General features: G+C 56.3%; 17 protein-coding genes, 1 tRNA gene and 1 pseudogene. 10 read left to right on the top strand and 9 right to left on the bottom strand.

Translation table 11 applies throughout. From position 1 onward, the window contains the following. Positions 1–43 precede the first annotated feature (43 nt). Together M495_RS15825 and M495_RS15820 are read left to right on the top strand one after the other, a co-directional pair. A complete protein-coding gene (locus M495_RS15825) occupies positions 44–631 on the top strand; it encodes a nitroreductase family protein (protein WP_020827689.1) in 588 nt (195 codons plus the stop codon). Between the two features lie 156 nt (positions 632–787). After that, complete coding sequence (locus M495_RS15820) at positions 788–1,075, top strand: DUF2623 family protein (RefSeq protein WP_020827688.1); 288 nt, start codon at positions 788–790, stop codon at positions 1,073–1,075. A gap of 33 nt (positions 1,076–1,108) precedes the next feature. Here M495_RS15820 and M495_RS15815 read toward each other — a convergent pair whose 3' ends face one another. Continuing rightward, the gene (locus M495_RS15815; protein WP_020827687.1) at positions 1,109–1,678 is read right to left on the bottom strand and encodes a helix-turn-helix domain-containing protein; all 570 of its coding nucleotides are present in this window, start codon (positions 1,676–1,678) and stop codon (positions 1,109–1,111) included. 39 nt (positions 1,679–1,717) lie between these two features. On the opposite strand from M495_RS15815, the gene M495_RS15810 reads away from it, so the two are divergent. Further along, a complete protein-coding gene (locus M495_RS15810; RefSeq protein ID WP_020827686.1) occupies positions 1,718–2,236 on the top strand; it encodes a GNAT family N-acetyltransferase in 519 nt (172 codons plus the stop codon). Between the two features lie 19 nt (positions 2,237–2,255). Continuing rightward, the gene (locus tag M495_RS15805) at positions 2,256–2,705 is read left to right on the top strand and encodes a DMT family transporter (protein ID WP_371078261.1); all 450 of its coding nucleotides are present in this window, start codon (positions 2,256–2,258) and stop codon (positions 2,703–2,705) included. Positions 2,706–2,757: 52 nt separating this feature from the next. Here M495_RS15805 and M495_RS15800 read toward each other — a convergent pair whose 3' ends face one another. Beyond that, a complete protein-coding gene (locus M495_RS15800; RefSeq protein WP_020827684.1) occupies positions 2,758–4,944 on the bottom strand; it encodes a TonB-dependent siderophore receptor in 2,187 nt (728 codons plus the stop codon). A 249-nt stretch (positions 4,945–5,193) separates the two neighbouring features. Continuing rightward, positions 5,194–6,081: an SDR family oxidoreductase gene (locus tag M495_RS15795; RefSeq protein WP_020827683.1), complete on the bottom strand. Its 888-nt coding sequence runs from the start codon at positions 6,079–6,081 to the stop codon at positions 5,194–5,196. Positions 6,082–6,225: 144 nt separating this feature from the next. Here M495_RS15795 and M495_RS15790 point away from each other — a divergent pair, with 144 nt between their 5' ends. Next, complete coding sequence (locus tag M495_RS15790; protein WP_020827682.1) at positions 6,226–7,158, top strand: LysR family transcriptional regulator; 933 nt, start codon at positions 6,226–6,228, stop codon at positions 7,156–7,158. 34 nt (positions 7,159–7,192) lie between these two features. Here M495_RS15790 and M495_RS15785 read toward each other — a convergent pair whose 3' ends face one another. From M495_RS15785 to M495_RS15770, 3 genes are all read right to left on the bottom strand, one after another. Next, the gene (locus M495_RS15785) at positions 7,193–7,792 is read right to left on the bottom strand and encodes a hypothetical protein (protein WP_041415508.1); all 600 of its coding nucleotides are present in this window, start codon (positions 7,790–7,792) and stop codon (positions 7,193–7,195) included. Between the two features lie 592 nt (positions 7,793–8,384). Further along, positions 8,385–9,416 carry a methionine synthase gene (locus M495_RS15775; protein ID WP_041414744.1) on the bottom strand — a complete coding sequence of 344 codons (1,032 nt, stop codon included), beginning with the start codon at positions 9,414–9,416 and terminating at the stop codon, positions 8,385–8,387. A 27-nt stretch (positions 9,417–9,443) separates the two neighbouring features. Next, the gene (locus M495_RS15770; RefSeq protein ID WP_041415506.1) at positions 9,444–10,421 is read right to left on the bottom strand and encodes a DUF1852 domain-containing protein; all 978 of its coding nucleotides are present in this window, start codon (positions 10,419–10,421) and stop codon (positions 9,444–9,446) included. 524 nt (positions 10,422–10,945) lie between these two features. Here M495_RS15770 and M495_RS25075 point away from each other — a divergent pair. After that, positions 10,946–11,050 (top strand): annotated as a pseudogene (locus M495_RS25075) (type II toxin-antitoxin system PemK/MazF family toxin); the annotation flags it as partial. Positions 11,051–11,120: 70 nt separating this feature from the next. Here the strand turns inward: M495_RS25075 and M495_RS15765 are convergent. Further along, positions 11,121–11,196 (bottom strand) — tRNA-Asn (locus tag M495_RS15765). 347 nt (positions 11,197–11,543) lie between these two features. On the opposite strand from M495_RS15765, the gene nac reads away from it, so the two are divergent. Beyond that, entirely contained in the window at positions 11,544–12,467 is a 924-nt protein-coding gene (nac, locus tag M495_RS15760; protein ID WP_020827677.1) for a nitrogen assimilation transcriptional regulator NAC, read from the top strand. A 1-nt stretch (position 12,468) separates the two neighbouring features. On the opposite strand, the gene M495_RS15755 is transcribed toward nac, so the two are convergent. Both M495_RS15755 and M495_RS15750 read right to left on the bottom strand, forming a co-directional pair. Further along, positions 12,469–13,926 carry a heavy metal sensor histidine kinase gene (locus M495_RS15755; RefSeq protein WP_041414742.1) on the bottom strand — a complete coding sequence of 486 codons (1,458 nt, stop codon included), beginning with the start codon at positions 13,924–13,926 and terminating at the stop codon, positions 12,469–12,471. Then, entirely contained in the window at positions 13,923–14,630 is a 708-nt protein-coding gene (locus M495_RS15750) for a heavy metal response regulator transcription factor (RefSeq protein ID WP_020827675.1), read from the bottom strand. The genes M495_RS15755 and M495_RS15750 overlap by 4 nt, the downstream gene beginning before the upstream one ends. A gap of 288 nt (positions 14,631–14,918) precedes the next feature. Between M495_RS15750 and M495_RS15745 the strand changes: the two genes are divergently transcribed. Genes M495_RS15745 through M495_RS15735 form a run of 3 tightly spaced genes read left to right on the top strand, consistent with a single transcriptional unit; the run spans position 14,919 to position 20,687 of the window. Then, positions 14,919–16,121, top strand: coding sequence for an efflux RND transporter periplasmic adaptor subunit (locus M495_RS15745; RefSeq protein ID WP_020827674.1), 1,203 nt, complete (start codon positions 14,919–14,921; stop codon positions 16,119–16,121). Continuing rightward, the gene (locus M495_RS15740) at positions 16,114–19,287 is read left to right on the top strand and encodes an efflux RND transporter permease subunit (protein ID WP_020827673.1); all 3,174 of its coding nucleotides are present in this window, start codon (positions 16,114–16,116) and stop codon (positions 19,285–19,287) included. The genes M495_RS15745 and M495_RS15740 overlap by 8 nt, the downstream gene beginning before the upstream one ends. Beyond that, positions 19,284–20,687: an efflux transporter outer membrane subunit gene (locus M495_RS15735; RefSeq protein WP_020827672.1), complete on the top strand. Its 1,404-nt coding sequence runs from the start codon at positions 19,284–19,286 to the stop codon at positions 20,685–20,687. Before M495_RS15740 ends, M495_RS15735 begins: the two co-directional genes overlap by 4 nt. The last annotated feature ends 36 nt before the right edge of the window (positions 20,688–20,723 follow it).

Raw genomic sequence — 20,723 nt, 5'->3', positions numbered from 1 at the left:
TATTGGATAAATTTGGTATTCCATTCCCATGAGAGAGATGTCCATGAGCCAGCCAAGAGTTTCCGATCACCCGATTGATGCGCAGTTTATTGAACGCTGGTCGCCGCGCGCGCTGGCGAATGATCCTATCGACGATACGACCCTGTTGAGCTTCTTCGAAGCGGCACGCTGGTCGCCTTCGGCGTATAACATCCAGCCGTGGCGCTTCGCTTATAGCAAGCACGGTTCGGCCAGTTGGGACAGCTACCTGGACTTCCTGATTGAATTCAACCGCGGCTGGGCGCAGCACGCTTCGGCGTTGGTGGTGATCATTTCGAAAACGACCAGCCTGAACGGCGAAAAGGAAGTGGATAACCCAAGCCATTCCTTTGATACCGGTGCTGCCTGGGCCAATCTGGCGCTGCAGGCGCATCTGAAAGGCTGGCTGACCCACTGCATGGGCGGCGTTCACCACGATAAAATCAAGGCTGCGCTCAACCTGCCGGATAACTATCAGGTGCATGGCATGGTGGCGATCGGCAAGGCGGGCGACAAATCCCTGCTGCCTGAATTCCTGCAGCAAAAAGAGATCCCTTCAGGGCGCTTGCCGCTGGAGCAGACGGTGGTGGAAGGGCTGAACTTTACCCTGTAATCGCTTTTCTGAGACTGATCCGGCCCGCAGGGTTCCCTCTGCGGGCTTTTTTATTGCCTTGCGTAGATGAGGTAAAACTTTGTGAGTATGTCCATAAGTGCGATGATCGCTATATAATATTTTATATAGCGATTGTTGAAGATTAGGGGAGGGTACATGGACAATCACTTTGGTAAGGGGCTGATGGCCGGGTTAGCCGCGCGGGACGCCAAGCCTGCTGCGCAACTGTCCCGTTTCTGTTGTGACTACAAACGTGGCTTTGTATTGGGCTATGCGCACCACCTGGCGGAAAGCCTGGGTGACGAAAATCAGGCTGCGTTCGAGGCCGGCTTGCTCTGCCGGGCTTACGATCTTAACGGCGAGATGATGAGTGAGTTCTTCACCGGCGGCAGCAACCGCCTGGCCGAAAAGTTTTTCTGCGCGGGGTACAACCGGGAAGGATAACCTTAAGCATCGCCACGCTTTGGCCTGAGCGACTCAGGCCTTGTTCATCACCACCACTAAATAGATGCAGAGTTCAGCGCTTTCATTCTTGAACACGCAGTCGGTCGGTGGGCCAAGCTCCAGGCAATCGCCCTGGCCCATTTCATGGCGGGTTTCGCCTTCCTGAAACACCAGCGAGCCGGACAAAACCCAGATCAATTGCCGCATAAAGGCATAGGCCGAAGCCGGCATGGGGATCGCGGCCCCGGCGGGCAGTTCAATGCGCACCAGATCGAGCGGCATATCCGACTGCGGCGACACATGGCGACGGACGTAGCCGCTGTCGGGATCGACCCACAGCGGTTGGTCCTGCTTACGCATCAGCCGGCCTTCCTGCGTTTCCGCCCGGGCGATCAGTTTGGACATGCTCAGACCGAATGCGCCGGAAAGCCGCCCCAGCAACATCGCCGTTGGGCTACTGTCGCCGCGTTCAATTTTGTGCACCATCGCGCGTGAAACGCCGGCCCGTTCCGCCAGATCGGACAGCGACCAATGGCGCGCCTCACGTTCGATGCGGATCCTCGCGCCGATGCGCTGATTTAGGTTGTCTAATTTATTATCCATATCGTAGTATGATAGTAGACGGTCAACCAAGAGGTCAACATGCTTATCCGTAACGCGACTATAACCGATAGCGCAGGCATTGCCGCTATCTATAACGACGCCGTGCTGAACACCACGGCAATCTGGAATGAACTTAGCGTCGACGAGGCAAACCGCGCCGCGTGGATAACAGAACGGCAGGGGATGGGCTACCCGGTGCTGGTGGCGATTGACGCAGCGGGTGAGGTGATGGGCTATGCCTCATTTGGCGATTGGCGGGCGTGGGACGGCTATCGACACACCGTCGAGCATTCGGTGTATGTTCGGCGAGACAGCCGCGGCGGCGGGGTAGGTAAAACGCTGTTGATTGCGCTGATTGAGCAGGCGCGGGCGATCGGCAAACACGTGATGGTGGCGGGCATTGAGTCCGGCAACCACGCGTCTGTGCAGTTGCACATTAATCTGGGCTTCGAAATGGTCGGCCGCATGAGCGAAGTGGGTGCCAAGTTTGGCAAATGGCTGGATTTGACCTTCCTGCAGCTGAAGCTCGACGAGGCCAGCGCCCCACCGAAGCGTTAATGGCACAGCGAAAACCGAGATCTCTATGAATATCATGCTATTGCTGCTGGTTGCGGCCGGGGTCAGCCTGGTCATTCAGAACCTGTTGATGGTGCGCATTACAGAGAGCGTGTCGACGGTGCTGATTACGCTGGTGATCAACTCCAGTGTTGGCCTGGTGTTGTTGATGGGCCTGCTGTTTGCCAAAAACGGTGTCACGGCTCTGGCCGAAGTCACGGGTTCCCTACGGTTGTGGATGTTGTTGCCTGGCTTGTTGGGATCGTTTTTTGTGTTTTCTGGCATTTTGGGTTACCAGAAGCTGGGGGCGGCAACCACCATTGCCGTACTGGTTGCCAGCCAGTTGGTGGCGGGATTGATGGCCGATATTTATAAGGCCGGGCCGGCGGCAATGCGTGAAAATTTGCCCGCGCTGCTGGGGGCCGTGTTGCTGGTGGTTGGTGCTTTTCTGGTGGCCAGAAGAAGTTTTTAAAGCCTAAAGAGCCCGCCCGGTTTTCCCCGAACGGGCCTGCTTATTTATTCGATCAGAATGACAGGGTCATACCGGCGTAATACGCGCGCCCAGGTTCGTTGTAAGTTGATGCCCCTTGGTTCTCGCGGTACAGCTGTTTATCGAACAGGTTACTGATACCGGCATTCAGGCGCAGATCCTTGGTCAGATCGTAATTCACGCCAACCGCGGCCACGGTGTAAGCTCCCACTTCATTGGTCGCCAGCGAACCGACTTCATTACGGATCTCGGCATATTCGCGGGGTTTCTGACGGCCATAGAATGTCCAGGTGAGGTTGGTCGAGAGTTTGTCGGTTACCTGATAATCCAGCATGGTGTTAACGGTGTATTTCGGGATCACGGAAAGCGGGTTCCCGGTATCCTTGTTTTCCGATGTGATCATATAGGTGGCGTTGGTACGCCAATTCAGCCGATCTTTCACTACCGGGATCACCAGGTTGCCTTCTAGCCCTTCCACCACCGCCTTGCCGCCGTTTTCCCAACGCAGAATGTTGTAGCCGTTAGAGGCGTAGCCCACCAGATCGGTCCCGGAAACGATTTTGTTTTTATAATCGTTGCGGAAATAGGTAATACCGGCGTTGAACCCTTCATAGGTGAACTCCAGGCCGACCTCTTTGTTGATGCTGACTTCCGGATCCAAGTCGGCATTGCCCATCAGGTAGCAGCTCCCCGTCGCAATGTTGTCCGGGCAGCCGTTGCCGCGGGTGGCCAGCAGGTAGCCTTCGCTGGACTGATACAGATTTGGGGCTTTAAAGACGCGGGCGATCCCGGCTTTCAGTTTGAAATGGTCGCCAAGTTCCTGCGAGGCATTCAGGCTTGGGCTCCAGTTGCTGCCGAATTTGCTGTGATAATCAAAACGCATGCCGGGGATCAGCAGGGTGCCGGGCAAGACTTCGATATTATCTTCGAAGTACAGGGCGCTGAGTTCTGCGCTGTTTTTGGCGCTGCGTCCGGAAGGATCGCCGGAGATATCGCCGATGGTGACGCCGCTGGCATCGGTGACCTGCATAGAGGCCGGATCGTCGAGCTGCTCACGGTTCCACTCGGCCCCCAGGGTCATGGTTTGTTCGAACCACAGGTTGAGCGGCAGCGTCACTTCACCGGTGGTTCTGACATTTTTCAGCCGACTGGTGTTGAATTGGTCGCTGTTGATCATCCCTTCGACACGCCCGGTAGAGCCTTCCTGAAGACGGGTATTGTTGGTTTTTTCGTAGTAAACGCCGACGCGTGACTGGCCCCAATCCCAGATGCCGTTATGGGTGATGCCGTAAGTCTGGCGATACAGGCGGTTGGTTTCTTGTCCGTACAGCGACGAAACCAGATCGTTCGGGCTGAGATTACCGTTGCTGTACTGGGTATCGCCGGCGTAGATATTGCCCTGGCGGCTGTAGCCCAGCTCAAAATCGAGGATCTGCGTCGGGGTCATTTTCCACGAGAACAGGGCGTTGACGTCTTTGTTGCGTACGCCTTCGCTACCGGCAGCATAGGACCCGTTTTGCGCGGTGTTGATATCCGCCGCATCGGCGTCGGTCTTGTTAAAGTTGCCGTACAGGCGCATGGTGAGCGCGTCGCCGGCCAACGGGCCGCTGAGGCTAAAGTTGGTGCGTTTCGTTGCGCCTTCCTTGTCGTTTTCAGGCTGATTGGTAAACAGCGACAGGCTGCCATGCCAGTCATTGGTGGGGCGTTTGGTGATGATATTAATCACGCCGCCGGCGGCACCGGAACCGTAACGCGCCGCCGCAGGCCCACGCAGCACTTCGATGCGCTCAACCATTTCCGCCGGCACCCAGTTGGTATCGCCGCGGGTGTCCCTTTCGCCGCGCCAGCTGTAGCGAACCGAATTGCGCGACGTGGTGGGGACGCCGTCGATTAAAATCAGCGTATTTTCCGGCCCCATGCCGCGTATATCGATCTGGCGGTTATTGCCACGGCTGCCGCTGGCGCTGTTGCCGGTCAGGTTCACGCCGGGCATTTTGCGGATGATGTCGGATAAATCGTTGACCGGCGGATCCTTGGCGATGTCCTCGGCGGTAATAATGGAAACGCCAGGCTGCTGTTTTAATTGTTCTTCCGCCGGCGCCAAAACTACCATTTCCTCACTTTCCGCTGCCAAATCATCGGCAGCATAGCCGCTCCCGCTAATTAATCCCGCCAGCAAAATCGCGCCTGGTTTCAATTTGAAAGAGTGTGTGTAAATCATGCATCTTATCCCTGAAAGTATGTGCAAATATTATTGAATAATTATGATAACGATAACTATTCTCATTTATTGTAAGGAAAGTGCAAATTCACAATATCTCCACAATGTCGTTTCGGGCGGAGTGTGTTTTTATCTGATTGATAAATTTATATTTAAAAAATTTTTTTGATGATGAGCCTAAGTGGCGCAGGGCAGATGTAAAGCTAAAGCCCGCCTGGTTTTCCCCAAACGGGCCAGATAAAAAAGGAATTAATAGGCGAAAGCGGCCCGGTGTTTGCGGATAAACTCTGGCCAACGAACCGGCTCTTTGCCGGCAATTGTCGGGAAGTTGTCAAAGGTTTCTTCAACGCCGGGAATATCGCGTTCGGCAATGCGGCGTAGGTTGTCGCCAACGCAGTTCATATAAGCCATTTCGGCGCCAGATTGCCGCATGTTCTCCAGGAAAATCCGGTAATCGAGCGCTTCATAGCGAAATGGCTGGCCCAGTATTTCCGTCAACATGGCCGCAATCTCGCCATAGGATTTTGCGTCATAACCCAGTCGATAGGTTTTGCCCGCATGCTGTTCAGGGTGCAGCAGTGAACAGGCTGCCGCCAGCGCGACGTCTTCGCCGTCAACCCAACTGAAGGGAGCATCACCGGTGTATTGCTGAATGACGCCGTTGACCACCGCGGGAATGCCACCGTAGCCGATCAGATTTTGCATAAAGCACTCCGGCCGCAAATGCGTAAAGCTGAAACCTGATGCCTCAATATAACGTTCGATCAATTGATGCCAGGCCCAGTGAGCAATGGTGGTGTCGTCGCGGCCACAAGCACCGAGGTGCACAATATGCTGTACCCCGGCCTGTTTCGCCTTATCGAGAAACACCTTGCTCTGGCGCAGCATGTCGACGGTATAGCCGGTCGCCAGAAAGGCGCGGTCAATACCCTGCAGCGCCGGCGCCAGCGTTTCTTCTTGATCAAAATCCATAATGACGGTGCTGATGCCCTGAGCGATAAAAGGCTCGGCTTTTTTCGGGGAGCGTACCGCCGCCACCAGGGCAATGTTGGTGTCTGCCTGCAGGTTACGCAAAGTATCGCCGCCTATCTGGCCGGTGGCGCCGGTAATCAGCACCCTTGGTTTGTTTATGCTCATCAATAAACTCTTGTCATGGTCTGTGGTTGAATCGGGCCTGGCCCTGAGGATGTATTACCAGATCGAGTTTACGGGGAATAAATTTCCTATTTAGGCTATAAATTACCGAGTTTATGGAATTAAATTCATTAATGGTGACGGACTATGTTTTCTTCCGAACGACTCAAAGGTATCGATCTGTTTGTCTGCGTAGCCGATCTGGGCAGCTTTACGGCCGCCGCAGAACGCCTGAATTTGACCGGTTCCGCCATCAGCAAAGGCATTGCCCGTCTTGAAAGCCGGCTGCAGGTTCGCTTGTTTAACCGGACCACGCGGCGTCTCTCACTGACCGACGCGGGGGAAACCTTTTACCGCACCTGCACCAGCGTATTGGGCGAGCTGGAAGAGGCGGAGCTTGCCATGCAGGCCGAAAATGCCGAGCCACGGGGAAGGGTGCGTATCGATCTTCCTGCCGCCTACGGTCGTCTGCATGCTTTACCGGTGATCCTCAAGCTAATTGAGCATCATCCGCTGTTAATGCCGCATATTTCGTTTTCCGACCGCTTTGTCGATCCTGTGATAGAGGGGATCGATATTATTGTGCGTATCGGCGGCGCGGATATTTGGCCGAATACTTTAGGGCACTGTTATCTGGGGGCGCAGCGGCACATTTTTTGCGCTTCACCGGCCTATGTGAAAAAGCGCGGCGTGCCGAACAACGAACAGGATTTGGACAATCACAGCTGCGTGGTTTACGGCGAAGGCAACGGTATGCTCACCCCCTGGCATTTTGCCGGCGTGCAGGCGAATAACAGCGAGAAAAGGGTGTTACCGGCGCGGGTGGCTATCGGCGATGCAGAAGGGCAGCTTACCGCGGTTTTGGCCGGGCACGGCATAGCGCAGTTGCCTACCTGGTTGGTGAAACGGCAACTTGCAGAGGGTTCGCTGGTGGAGGTATTGCCTCATCTGGCAACCGATGGATTACCGATTAATCTGGCCTGGCTCAAGAGCCGGCAGGCGCTGCCGAAAGTTCGCGCGTTATTGAAGATCCTGACTGACAATCTGGGGCCCGATGGCAGCATGACAGAGCGCACCTGAGGTTCGTTAGGCACTTCAGCGACAGAAAAAAGTCTCAGGAAATGGCGGCGGCGAGGTTGCGCAATTCCGGCAACACGCCCAGATTTTTCTCCTGCACGATATCCTGACAAACTTTCAGGATCACCGCTTTGACTACGTCGGAGCTTCGCATCAGGTTCTGTTGTTCCATTAGGCTATTGACTTCAGCCAGCTGTTTTTTAGTGACTTTCATTGACAGCCGTTTGGATGCCTTGGCATTTGCCAGCTCGCTGCCTAACAGCGCTTTCAGTCCTTCCTGATGATAGTAGCCGGTGGTCAGCGCATGAAGGTAATACAGGATCAGCGTCTTATGAAAATCTTCGCCCAGTGAAGCATCTATTTTCTGCGTGGCGACGTTAAGAATATCGAGATAGTGCGCCGGAACCCGGACTTCCAGCGCCGACTTGCTTTGCTCAAACTCGCTTTTAATTTGCGGTGTGGATTGAGCAGGGACACTGACCACGGCGTCGCACTGGTGACAGACCGCGGCCAGAATATTCTTCACCGTGCCACGCCGATCGCTGAAGTCCACATCGCGTAAACGATAAGTCGCGATAGATTTCCCGCAGTGGTGACACAGAACGGCACGCGTATCGCCTTCTTTAACAATTTTCACTTTGAACTCCTTGTCGATTTGTTGGTGCACGCTGATAAAGATGACGTCGGGTTCCATAAAATAAAATTTTACGTACCAGCAGCAACCGGACTTCCAGGGTTGAAGAATGTGAACGTCAGTATCTGCATCCTGATGATGTGGACGGCACTGATATGCGTCTCCGGAAGTTTTCCTGATAAGTTCGATTACCTCGTTTTTATCAACCTGACCAGTGGCGAACAGATTCTTGACATCGATGTTGCCACGTACCTCATGGTCATACGCGCCTTGTTGAAGACAGCGTATAGCGAGCTTTTTTACGTCCCTGAACCCCATCTTATCTCCGTATATTGTACGAAATTTGGCGTACGCACAAGGTGTCTGAAAAATTTCATAGCACTTACTCTACTGGCGATAGTGAGGGTGAAGTTAAGTGATGAATGTGTGTCGCGTGGAGAAAAGACTAAAAGGCGCAGCACTGCGCAAACTGATGCAACGCGTAGCAACGTTGGCGGATAAAATGCGAGAAGCCCGCTCAAGTTTCCCTGAGCGGGCTCAAATAGGGTTTATCACTTCGCACATTTATCCGCCGAAAGCAGGATATTGGGCGAAGTTACTTTGCTGAGAGCTCTCTGCGGATGATCTCTGCACCTGCGCTTAAGGCATTGAGTTTGCCTGTGGCTACCCGACGAGATAAAGGCGCCATGCCGCAGTTGGTCGAAGGGTAGAGTTTGTCGGCATCGACAAACTGAAGGGCTTTCCGCAATGTATTGGCCACTTCCTCCGGGGTTTCTATGCTGTTGGTCGCCACGTCAATGGCCCCGACCATCACTTTTTTACCGCGGATCAGTTCAAGCAGATCCATAGGAACATGCGAGTTATGACATTCCAGCGAGATGATATCGATATTCGACGTTTGCAGTTTGGGGAACGCTTCTTCGTATTGTCTCCACTCTGACCCCAGCGTCTTCTTCCAATCCGTATTGGCCTTGATGCCATAGCCGTAGCAGATATGTACCGCCGTTTCACATTTAAGCCCTTCAATGGCTCTTTCCAGGGCGGCGATCCCCCAATCGTTCACCTCATCAAAAAAAACGTTAAAGGCGGGTTCATCAAACTGGATAATATCGACGCCCGCAGCTTCTAATTCTTTGGCTTCCTGATTGAGGATCTTGGCAAATTCCCAGGCCAGTTTTTCGCGGCTCTTATAGTGGTTATCATAGAGCGTATCGATCATGGTCATCGGGCCTGGCAGGGCCCATTTGATAGGTTGCTTGGTCAGCTGACGTAAAAACTTGGCATCTTCCACAAAAACGGGTTTTTGACGCGCCACAGCGCCAACCACGGTCGGTACGCTCGCATCGTAGCGATTACGGATTTTAACCACCTCACGCTTCTCGAAATCAACGCCGCTCAGGTGTTCGATAAACGTAGTGACAAAGTGTTGGCGCGTTTGCTCGCCATCGCTGACAATATCAATGCCTGCACGCAGTTGATCTTCCAGGGACAAGCGTAGGGCATCTTGTTTTCCCTCAATTAATTCCTCATTTTGCAGTTTCCACGGTGACCAAAGTGTCTCAGGTTGTGCAAGCCAGGAAGGTTTCGGCAAACTGCCGGCAGTAGAAGTTGGGAGCAAAATTTTCATAATAAATGACCTTTTATTTTCGATTAATCAAAGAGCGTAGTGAGCAGACCATTGCTCAAGAATATTCTTGTAGGGTTTGATGAAATGCTCTTCAGTAAATTTCCCCTGCTCAATAGCCAACTGGCTGCGTTCTTCTCGGTCATAAACAATTTTCGTCAATGAATGATCCTGTTGATTCAGGCTTGGCTGATAATATTGCCCTGCGGCAGAGTTCGCATTGTAAATTTCAGGCCGATAAATTTTTTGGAAAGTCTCCATCGTGCTGATGGTACTGATAAGCTCAATATCAGTGTAATCACTCAGCAAATCACCGGAGAAATAAAAGGCCAAAGGCGCAACGCTATTTTTCGGCATAAAGTAGCGAACCTGTAATCCCATTTTTTCGAAATACTTCTCAGTCAAAGAGGAGTCGTTTTGCTGATATTCTATGCCCAATACAGGATGCTGGTTACCCGTCCGCTGATAAGTGTCTTTACTTGAGACGCTTAAGCAGATTACCGGTGACTTTTTAAAATTCTGTTTGTACTCCGTTGAGTTGACGAAATACTTAAATATGTTGCCGTGCAGGTCGCCAAAATCATCTGGTATGCTAAACCCAGGTTGGTTTTTGTTGTGTTCCAGCAGCAATACACTGAAGTCATAATCTCGCACATAAGAAGAGAAGTTATTCCCGACAATGCCTTCAATCCGCTGGTGAGTTTTTTTATCAATAATGTTGGTTTTTAATATTTCAATCACTGGGAAGGTATGGCCATTACCTTCAACACTCATCTCGACAGAAATAATTTCAAGCTCGACAGAGTAACGATCGCCTTTTGGGTTGTCCCAATCCGCTAACGTATTGAAACGATTATCAATCATTACCAATGTGTTGCGCAGATTCTCCTGGCGATTTTTTCCTCTGGCCAAATTGGCAAAATTGGTGGTAATACGCGTATTCTCAGAGGGGTTATAATCCTCATCGAAAAGGCTGCGCTTAATCGTAAATGTAAAGTCTCTGCTCATCGCGATGTTGCACCCTAAGTTCTGAGATGAAAACTGAATTGGCTTCTTGATTTCGTAGAAGTTACTGGTTTGTTCACTCATCAGTCTTCATGTTGTCAATAAGTTAATGTTGCATATTTTATGCCAGAGCCATCGGATGAGTGAAAGCGACTAAATTTCATTACCACATGAGCTATCTTCATGATCTGACAGCGGCGGGTATCGGTAGAGTTGCCAACCCCCCCGGGGTTACCAATCCGCAGCGGCATCCTGCGGGCAGAAACGGGCAACAGAACAGGCCAATGGGAAGGGGATAAAGACCAGGTGGGGGGGCGCTGATTGCCGAAGCGCTCGGTATCGCACCAGAGCAAATCAGGCCTTCGCGTTATCGCTGAGATATTTCCGGCGCAGCCTGATCTGGAATCTGCGCCGCATTTTGTTTATCTGATTGTCATAATCATTTGAATCATGAGAATAATTTTCTATCGTACGCCTCGTTACGTTAAGGCAAATGCCATAGGAATCTGACTAAAAATCGCACATAGCCCAGAACCATTGACCTGGGGGCTCGTAGCGGCAAACGACTGGAACGTATACCTGACAGTATCATGAACGAGGTGCTGGGCAGCCTGGAAGCTATTCTGAGCTGAAGCTTTTAATTAAATAGAAAACCAAAAGCAAAACGCCCGCTTAAGTTTCCTTAAGCGGGCGTCTTTAATATGGCTCCTCTGACTGGACTCGAACCAGTGACATACGGATTAACAGTCCGCCGTTCTACCGACTGAACTACAGAGGAATCGTGTGAACGGGGCGAATAATAGCGGGGTGATGCGGGCTTGTAAAGCCTGAAAACGCCTTGCCGTTTCGTTTGCTGCAAGATTATTCAACCTGCTGCTTTTTATGGCTTTTATTGATGCTCTGCTGCGCAATGGTTCAGGAGCGACCACGGGCTGCACTCCGCGTGCTTCACGCTGGTGCAAACCTTCTCTGTTCTGGGTCGACCATCGCAGGGGGTTATTGAGCACCAGCATCATTTTTTCTTATTTTTCCGGCGATTAGTTAACGGCTTCTCTTATTTCGTCGGTCTGGCCCGGATCTTGCTGCCGTTCTGTCAACGCAGTTCAGCGGCATGACGGAGGCAATATGAATTTCAGACGTCTGAAGTATTTTGTGAAAATCGTCGATATCGGCAGCCTGACCCAGGCGGCGGAGGTGCTGCATATCGCGCAGCCGGCGCTCAGCCAGCAGTTGGCCACCCTGGAAGGGGAGCTGAAACAGCAACTGCTGATCCGCACCAAGCGCGGCGTGATGCCGACCGAGGCCGGAAACATCCTGTATGCCCATGCCCAGACCATTTTGCGCCAGTGTGAACAGGCGCAGAGCGCGGTCAACAGCGCCGGCCAGGCGATGAGCGGTCAGGTATCCGTCGGGCTGGCGCCGGGTAGCCTGGCATCACAGTTGGCGCTGCCGCTGTTGCAGGCGGTACGCGATCAGCATCCGGGTATCTTACTCAGTTTGAATGAGAACATCGGCTCTACGCTCGCCGGACAGGTTGCCGGTCAAAGTCTGGATATGGCGGTGATCTACGGTGCCAAAATGCCTGCGGGCCTTCAGGCCACCGCGCTGATGCGAGAAGATCTCTATCTGGTGGCGACGCGTGCGGTGCCGAACCCGGGTAACAGCGTTGATCTGCTGGACGTTGCGCGCCTGAATCTGTTCCTGCCGCGCGAAGGTGATGTGGTACGCACCCAGGTGGATGAAGCCATGGCGGTGCGCAAGCTGGCCGCCAATGTGATTGGTGAAATCGAGTCCTCCAGCACCTTGAGCGCGGCCATTGCCAGCGGCCTGGGGGCCACTATTTTACCCGAGTCGGTGGCGCGGGCAATGATTGGCCCAGCCAAGGCCTGGATGGCTCGAATCAACGCTCCGTCGCTTAGCGTGCCGCTGTCGCTGTGTATTTCCGCACAGCACTCCTTGTCGGCGCCGGCGTTGGTGGTGAAAGAGATCCTGCTGTCGATCGCCGCAAGCCGCAGTCAGGAAAAACGCGTGTTGGCGTTGGTACAATAAATCACGACAGGCTTTCCCGCTTAATCTCGGCGATGGCGGGAGCCGCCGGCAGCGGTTTTGGCGCCGGTGGCGTCAGGTTTTCCTCTGGCCGCGACAGCGCCAGCGAGAAACCGAAGGTGTTGACGCCGTCGAGACTGTGGACGAAGGCCTCCCCCTGGTGCATCAGCGCAATAGCGCGGACGATGGACAGCCCCAGACCGTGGTGCATGTCGCTGCGAACGCGCGAAGAGTCGACACGGTAGAAGCGTTCAAACAGCCGGCTCAGGTGCTCGGGGGCGATGGTTTCGCCCTGGTTGGCAACGGCGACGACGGCAAATCCCCGCTGCTCCTGCAGCAGTACCGAAACGGCGCTGCCCGCGACGGCGTGGCGCGCACTGTTTTCAAGCAGGTTAGCCAGCGCGCGATGGAACAGCCGCCGGTCAACCTGCGCCCGCACTTCTCCGGAAATCTCAATGGTCAAATCGTTTTCCATAAACGAAGGTTCGACGTATTCCGCCGTTTTCAGAGATTCTTCCCGCAGCGATACTTCGCTCAGTTGGGTAGCGTATTGTCCGGCCTGAGCGTGGGACAGGAACAGCATGTCGTTGACGATCGAGGTCATGCGTTCCAGCTCTTCCAGGTTCGACTGCAGCAGTTCTTCCAGTTCCTGTACGCTGCGTTCGCGAGCCAGCGCCAACTGGGTTTGACCAATCAGATTGGTGAGCGGGGTGCGCAACTCATGCGCCACGTCGGCGTTAAAGCTCTCCAACTGCCGCCAGGCCACTTCCTGGCGCGCCAGCACGCCATTGAAAGACTCCGCCAGGTTGCGCAGTTCGGCCGGTAAGGTGGCGCTGTCCAGCCGCTGGCCGGTAGTGCCGGGCACCAAGCGGTGCGCCTGTTCACTGAGATTGAGCACCGGTCGCATACCGAAGCGCGAGATGGCGTAGCCCAGCAGGGCCGCCAGCCCAATCCCCAGCAGCGAAATCACCACCAGCGCCTGGGTGAACTCTCTCAGCGTGCCCATATAGGGGGCAGAATCAATCGCCACCACATAGCGCACCTCTGGGCGAGCGCCCAGCGGCGGCAGCGTCGCGATCAGCATATACAGCGGGCAATCGCCGTCAGGATTAGCGGCAATGGCGAAACCGTCCGGCAGTTTTGACCAGTGGGTACCCGGTGGGGGAGCACCGCCGAAGCGGTAACGCGGATCCTCGCTGATCACCCAGTATTTCACCTGGCTGCCTTCGCTGTTGGACAGGGTATTGAGCTTTTGTTGCACCATTGGCCAGTCGCGAGCGGTCCCTTTGGCTTCGATAAAAGGGGAGACCAGCGAATGGCGAAAATGCAGCTCGTTGTGCATCTGGTTTTGCAACGAGGTCAGCAGCGAACTGCGCAGAAACAGCGCCAGCACCAGCATGATCAGCGCCATGGTCAGCGCGAACATCAATGCCATCCGGCTGGAAATGGAAATTTTCATCAGGCGATTATCCGTGGCGCATCGCGATGCAGCGGACGATTTTCCAGCACGTAGCCCATGCCTCGCACCGTGTGCAGCAGCTTTTGCGGATAGGGGGAGTCGATTTTGGCGCGCAGTCGCTTAATCGCCACTTCAACCACGTTGGCGTCGCTGTCGAAGTTCATGTCCCAAACCTGTTCGGCGATCATCATTTTGGACAGTATCTCCCCCTGATGGCGCGCCAACAGGCTGAGCAGAGCAAATTCTTTGGCGGTCAGATCGATACGCTCCCCGCCGCGGGTCACTCGCCGCGCCAGCAGATCCACGTGCAGATCGTCGATTTGCAGTTGGGTGACGTCAATGCCGTCGCTGGTGCGGCGGCGCAATAACGCCTGGATGCGGGCGACCAGTTCAATCAGCGAGAACGGCTTGGGCAGATAATCATCCGCCCCGTGGCGCAGGCCCTTGACGCGTTCGTCTACCGAACCGCGGGCAGACAGCATCAACACCGGCGTCTGTTTGCTGGCGCGCAGGCCTTCCAATACCGCATAGCCGTCTTTGCCCGGCAGCATCACATCCAGGATCACCGCGTCATAGTCCTGCTGCACCGCCAGATGCAAGCCCTCAATGCCATCGCCGGCGACGTCTACGGTGTAGCCCAGTTCGCTCAGTGCGCGGTTAACGTAGGACGAGGTTTTTTCTTCGTCCTCAACCAACAGTAATCGCATGGCCACTCCCGTCATTATCACCTGATGATTAATTAATCATGAAACCCGCCACCTTGCCACAAGACATCATGTTCAGTGATGAGTTTATGACAGCCATGCGGTCGTGAAGCTGACGGCTGGCTGACATTTTTGTCAGCTAACGCCGCCGTCGGATAAAAAACGCGTTAACTGACACGAATGTTATCTGCGGGTCACGTTGAGGTCAGTTTGCCGCTCGTACAGTAACCATTGGCCGCTTTGTGGCGCGCCGCGCAACCCTTGACCCAGCATCTAAAAGGATACGAACTCATGAGCCTCAAAATCGCCTCTCTTGCTGTCGGCGTGGTGGTGGCCGCTACTTCGCTCTCTTTGTGGCTGGTGGTGGCCGCTCGCGATACGCCGCCAACTGCGCCGCCATCACCGCCACGGGTCGGGGTGGTAACGTTGAAAAGCGAACCTATACCCCTGACCAGTGAACTGCCGGGACGGGTTGCCGCCTTTCGCAATGCGGAAGTGCGGCCACAGGTCGGGGGCATAGTGCAAAAACGCCTGTTTACCGAAGGGGAACAGGTCAAGGCGCAGCAACCGCTTTACCAAATCGACCCGGGGCTGTTTCAGGCGGAATACGATCGCAGCAATGCGGTCTTGGCGCGAGCGCGGGCACAGCTGCGTACCGCCGCGTTGTTGATTCAACGTTACCGGCCGCTGGCAGAGAGCCGGGCCATCAGTCGTCAGGTGTATGACGACGCAGTAGCCGCTCATCAGCAGGCGGTGGCCGATGTGCAGTCTGCGGAGGCGCAGTTGGAAACGGCACGTATCAATCTGGTTTATACCCGGGTGCTGTCACCCATCGACGGCATTATTGGACGTTCGCTGGTGACCGAAGGGGCGCTGGTGACGGCGCAGCAGGCCGAGGCGGTGGCGGCGGTGCAGCAGATAGATCCGATTTATGTGGACGTGACCCAGTCCAGCGTCCAACTTTTGCGGTTGAGAAATGCGCTGGAAAGCGGTGCGGTTGCGCAGGCCGACGGCCCTCAGTCTGCGGCGGTCACTCTGACACTGGAAGACGGCTCTCGCTATGCCCACGGCGGCAAATTTCAATTTTCAGAAATCACGGTGGATCGTTCCACCGGCTCGGTGGTGCTGCGCGCGGTATTCCCCAATCCGGAACGCAAGCTGCTGCCGGGCATGTTTGTGCGAGCCCGGCTGTTAGAGGGCATGGCCGCGCAAGGGGGGCTGCTGGTGCCGCAGCGGGGCATTACCCGCAACCCGCGCGGTGAAGCGACCGCCCTGGTGGTGAACGAGACGGGCAAGGTTGAGCTGCGCGAACTAACCACCGAACGGGCGATGGGGGACAGTTGGCTGGTGTCGACCGGGCTGGCGGCGGGCGATCGGGTGATTGTCGAAGGCGTGCAGCAGGTCAGGCCTGGCGCACAGGTCAATGCGGTGGAGTGGGCTCCGGCTGCCACAACGCTGTTAAGCAGCACTCGTAAGGAGCCGGCGCATGGCTAAATTCTTTATCGAGCGCCCGGTGTTTGCCTGGGTGCTGGCCATCATCATGATGCTGTGTGGCCTGCTATCGATTGCCAATCTGCCGGTGGCGCAGTACCCAAGCATCGCACCGCCCACCGTCAGCATTCAGGTCAACTATCCCGGTGCCTCGGCGAAGACGGTGCAGGATACGGTGGTGCAGGTGATTGAACAGCAGATGAACGGTCTCGACAATCTGCAATACATTTCCTCCGAAAGTAATTCCGACGGCAGCATGAGCATTGCGTTGACCTTTGCGCAGGGCACCGATGCCGATACCGCGCAGGTACAGGTGCAAAACAAGTTGGCGCTGGCACAGCCGCTGTTGCCGCTGGAGGTACAGCAGCAGGGGATCCGCGTCACCAAGTCCACCGCCAACTTTATGATGGTGATGGCGTTTGTCTCGACGGATGGTCGTATGACCCGGCAGGACCTGGCGGATTACGTCGCCTCCTATGTACAGGATCCGATCAGCCGCACCAACGGCGTGGGGGACTTCCAATTGTTCGGTGCGCCTTATGCGATGCGCATCTGGCTGGATCCTGCTGCGCTGGTGAACTACAGCCTGACCGCCACCGACGTCAGCAATGCGATTCAGGAGCAGAACGTTGAGGTTTCATCCGGTCAGTTGGGGGGACAACCGGCGTTGCCCGGCCAGGAACTGAATGCCACGGTAATTGGCCCCTCACGCTTGCAGACCCCGGAGGAGTTCGGCCAAATCCTGCTGAAAACCGATCCGGACGGTTCGCGGGTTCGCCTGGCCGACGTGGCGCGCATTGAGCTGGGCGCGCAGAACTACGCGATTGATAGCTACTACAACGGCAATGCGGCGGTCGGGCTGGGCGTGCGTCTGGCAACCGGTGCCAATGCGCTGCAAACCGCGCAGGCGGTGCGTGCCACGCTGGCGGAGCTGAAACCCTTCTTCCCGCCGGGAATGGAAGCCGTGGATGCCTATGACACCATTCCATTCATTAGCCTGTCGATCGAAAACGTGGTGCGTACGCTGGTGGAAGCGGTTGTGCTGGTGTTTGCGGTGATGTACCTGTTTTTGCAGAACTTCCGGGCCACGCTGATCCCGACGCTGGCGGTGCCGGTGGTGCTGCTGGGAACCTTTGGCGTGCTGGCGGCCTTCGGTTACTCGATCAACACGTTGACCATGTTTGGCATGGTGCTGGCGATTGGCCTGCTGGTGGATGACGCCATTGTGGTGGTGGAAAACGTCGAGCGGCTGATGCATGAGGAGGGGCTTTCACCTAAGCAGGCAACCCGTAAATCGATGAGCCAGATCACCGGTGCCTTGATAGGCATCGCCATGGTGCTGTCGGCGGTATTTGTGCCGATGGCGTTTTTTGGCGGTTCAACCGGCGTGATCTACCGGCAGTTCTCCATCACCATTGTCTCTTCGATGGTGCTGTCGGTGATGGTGGCGGTGGTGTTTACCCCGGCGCTGTGCGCTACGCTGCTCAAGCCGGTAAAGCCGGGAGAGCATGCCGCACGCAAAGGTTTCTTTGGCTGGTTTAACCGCCGCGTCGAGTGGGCCAACCGCAGTTACGCGGCTTCGGTAATGCGCGGTCTGGGCCGCCCGCGTCGGCTGATGCTGATTTATCTGGTGATTGCCATTGCCACCGGCTGGCTGTTTACCCGCATTCCAACCTCGTTCCTGCCGCAGGAAGATCAGGGCATGTTGTTCGCGCAGGTACAGGCACCGGCCGGGGCCACCGCAGAACGGACGCAGGCCACCTTACGCGGTGCCACGGAGTACCTGTTGAAAATGGAGAAGGACAGTGTGCGTTCGGTGTTCGCTATCTCCGGGTTTAACTTCGGCGGGCGCGGGCAGAACGTCGGCACCCTGTTTATTCGCCTGCATGACTGGGACCAACGGCCGGACGCCTCGCAAAAGGCCGACGCGATCGCCGCCCGCCTCAATGCCATGTTCGCACGTGACTTTCGTGATACCCGTATTTTTGTGGTCTCGCCCCCGGCCGTACGTGAATTGGGCAACGTGGCGGGCTTTAACTTCCAACTGATGGATCGTGGCGGCATTGGGCATCAGCCATTGCTGGCGGCGCGCGACAGGTTCCTTGCCGCTGCCCGGCAGAGTCCGGTGTTGAACAACGTGCGTGCCAACGGCCTGGAGGATGCACCCCAGTATGAACTGCTGATCGACCGCGAGAAGGCGCGGGCACTCAGCGTGCCGATCACGGAGATTAACCGCACGCTGTCGCTGGCCTGGGGCTCGGGTTATGTGAACGACTTTATCGATCGCGGTCGGGTGAAGCGGGTTTATGTGCAGGGAGATGCCTCGTCGCGCATGCTGCCGCAGGATCTGGAACAGTGGTTTGTGCGTAACGACAACGGCGATATGGTGCCGTTCTCCGCCTTTGCCAGCGCCGAATGGACCTACGGTGCGCAAAAACTCAATCGGTACAACGGCGCACCGTCGTTTAACCTGCAGGGCGAACCGGCGGCGGGCTTCAGCTCCGGCGACGCGATGGCGGAAATGGAACGCATTGCCGCCACCATGCCGCCCGGCGTGGGCTACGACTGGACCGGACTGTCGTTTGAAGAACGGTTGTCCGGCGCCCAGGCACCGGCACTCTATGCGATTTCACTGCTGGTGGTCTTCCTGTGTCTGGCGGCGCTGTATGAAAGCTGGAGCGTGCCCAGCGCGGTGATGCTGGTGGTGCCGCTCGGGGTGATTGGCGCGGTGGTGGCCACGTTGCTGCGTGGGCTGGCCAACGACGTTTATTTCCAGGTGGGGTTGCTGACCACCGTCGGGCTGGCGGCCAAAAATGCCATTCTGATCGTGGAGTTCGCCAAGGCGCACTTCGAAGCCGGCGCCAGTCCGGTAGAGGCGGCGGTGCAGGCCGCCAGACAGCGGCTGCGGCCGATCCTGATGACCTCGCTGGCGTTTATTCTCGGCGTGGTGCCGCTGGTGATTGCCAGCGGGGCGGGCTCAGGCAGTCAGAATGCCATCGGCACCGGGGTAATCGGCGGCATGCTGACCAGCACCTTCCTGGCCATTTTCTTCGTACCGGCGTTCTTCGTCATCATGCTGCGGCTGTTTCGGGTGAAGCGGCTCAGCGAACGCCGCCGGGCGGAGGATGAAGCGGAGATAACTGCCCCGGCGCCGGGAGCCGAGCCATGATAAAAATTTTGGCTATCATGCTGGCCACTGCCACCCTGACGGGCTGCTCGTTGACGCCGGACTATCAACGCCCCGCTGCGCCGGTAGCGCCAGCCTATCCGGATTATGGCGTCGCGCAGGTCGACGGAACGGCAGCGGCTATCGGTTGGCGTGAGTTTTACCGCGATCCGCTGCTGCAAACGCTGATTACGCAGGCCCTGGCGAATAACCGTGACTTGCGCATTGCGGCGCTGAACGTGGAGGCGGCTCGCGCCAGCTACCGCATTCAACGGGCAGATACGCTGCCCACCCTGTCGGCGCAGGGCAGTGGTTCGGTACAGCGTACCCCGGGCAGTCTGTCCGCAGGCGGGCAGTCTGCGGTGGGGCGCAGCTATCAGGTCGGGGGAGCGCTGTCGTGGGAGCTGGATCTGTTCGGGCGGCTTCGCAGCCTCAACCAGCAGGCGTTGGAATTGTATTTGGCACAGGATGAAACCCGGGCCGCCGCGCAACTGGCGCTGATCGCCGAAACCGCCAACGCTTATCTTTCGCTACGCGCCGATAGCGAACTTCTGGCGCTGGCGCAGGAAACGCTGAGCTCACAGCAGGCGGCCTTTGGGCTGGTGGAACAAAGCTTCCAGCTCGGTGTGGCGACCGAACTGGATCGCAGCCAGGCGGAGGTTGGGGTACGGACGGCACAGCGTGATTTGGCTCAGTATCGGCGTCAGGTTCGGCAGGATACCAATGCCCTGACGCTGTTGGTTGGGCAGCCGTTGGGCTCGGCGATGAGTTCGCGTCTGGCGCAAGCCAGCACCTTGCCGGACGACCTGTTGCCGGAAACCATTCCGGCCGGGCTGCCGGCAGATTTGCTGACCCGGCGGCCGGATATCCGAGCGGCAGAGCATCAGCTACGTGCCGCGAATGCCAATATCGGCGCGGCGCGGGCGGCGTTCTTTCCGACCCTCAGCCTGACCGGTTTCGGCGGCACGGCCAGCGCCGGCCTGGACGGTTTATTTTCTGCCGGTTCCGGTGCCTGGAGTTTTGTGCCGCAGCTCTCGCTGCCTATCTTCTCCGGCGGCTCTTTGCGTGCGGGATTGGATCTGGCGGAGGTGCAAAAACGCATTGAGGTGGCGCGTTATGAGCAGGCGATACAACAGGGATTTCGCGAAACCGCCGATGCGCTGGCCGGTCGCGACACGCTGGATGAGCAAATCCGGGCGCAAACGCAGTTGGTGGCGGCCAATCAACGCGCTTACAGCCTGTCGCAGCAGCGTTTTCAGCAGGGCGTGGATAACTACCTGACCGTGCTGGATTCCCAGCGTTCCCTGTATGCGGCGCAGCAGGTGTTGGTGGATACGCGCCTGGCGCGATTGACCAATATCGTCGATCTTTACCGTGCGTTGGGCGGCGGGTGGCGCGAATAAGGGTTTTGCCAACAGGCGCGGCCTTCACCGCGCCTG

The sequence above is a fragment of the Serratia liquefaciens ATCC 27592 genome (assembly GCF_000422085.1).
In the GTDB taxonomy this organism is placed as follows: domain Bacteria; phylum Pseudomonadota; class Gammaproteobacteria; order Enterobacterales; family Enterobacteriaceae; genus Serratia; species Serratia liquefaciens.
This window is presented reverse-complemented; position numbering and strand designations above follow the sequence as displayed.

What these genes read in the sequence shown, in the direction of transcription:
- M495_RS15825 (WP_020827689.1), top strand. Translation starts at nt 44, where the DNA reads ATGAGCCAGCCAAGAGTTTCCGATCACCCGATTGATGCGCAGTTTATT.
- M495_RS15820 (WP_020827688.1), top strand. Translation starts at nt 788, where the DNA reads ATGGACAATCACTTTGGTAAGGGGCTGATGGCCGGGTTAGCCGCGCGG.
- M495_RS15815 (WP_020827687.1), bottom strand. Translation starts at nt 1,678, where the DNA reads ATGGATAATAAATTAGACAACCTAAATCAGCGCATCGGCGCGAGGATC.
- M495_RS15810 (WP_020827686.1), top strand. Translation starts at nt 1,718, where the DNA reads ATGCTTATCCGTAACGCGACTATAACCGATAGCGCAGGCATTGCCGCT.
- M495_RS15800 (WP_020827684.1), bottom strand. Translation starts at nt 4,944, where the DNA reads ATGATTTACACACACTCTTTCAAATTGAAACCAGGCGCGATTTTGCTG.
- M495_RS15795 (WP_020827683.1), bottom strand. Translation starts at nt 6,081, where the DNA reads ATGAGCATAAACAAACCAAGGGTGCTGATTACCGGCGCCACCGGCCAG.
- M495_RS15790 (WP_020827682.1), top strand. Translation starts at nt 6,226, where the DNA reads ATGTTTTCTTCCGAACGACTCAAAGGTATCGATCTGTTTGTCTGCGTA.
- M495_RS15775 (WP_041414744.1), bottom strand. Translation starts at nt 9,416, where the DNA reads ATGAAAATTTTGCTCCCAACTTCTACTGCCGGCAGTTTGCCGAAACCT.
- M495_RS15770 (WP_041415506.1), bottom strand. Translation starts at nt 10,421, where the DNA reads ATGAGCAGAGACTTTACATTTACGATTAAGCGCAGCCTTTTCGATGAG.
- nac (WP_020827677.1), top strand. Translation starts at nt 11,544, where the DNA reads ATGAATTTCAGACGTCTGAAGTATTTTGTGAAAATCGTCGATATCGGC.
- M495_RS15750 (WP_020827675.1), bottom strand. Translation starts at nt 14,630, where the DNA reads ATGCGATTACTGTTGGTTGAGGACGAAGAAAAAACCTCGTCCTACGTT.
- M495_RS15745 (WP_020827674.1), top strand. Translation starts at nt 14,919, where the DNA reads ATGAGCCTCAAAATCGCCTCTCTTGCTGTCGGCGTGGTGGTGGCCGCT.
- M495_RS15740 (WP_020827673.1), top strand. Translation starts at nt 16,114, where the DNA reads ATGGCTAAATTCTTTATCGAGCGCCCGGTGTTTGCCTGGGTGCTGGCC.
- M495_RS15735 (WP_020827672.1), top strand. Translation starts at nt 19,284, where the DNA reads ATGATAAAAATTTTGGCTATCATGCTGGCCACTGCCACCCTGACGGGC.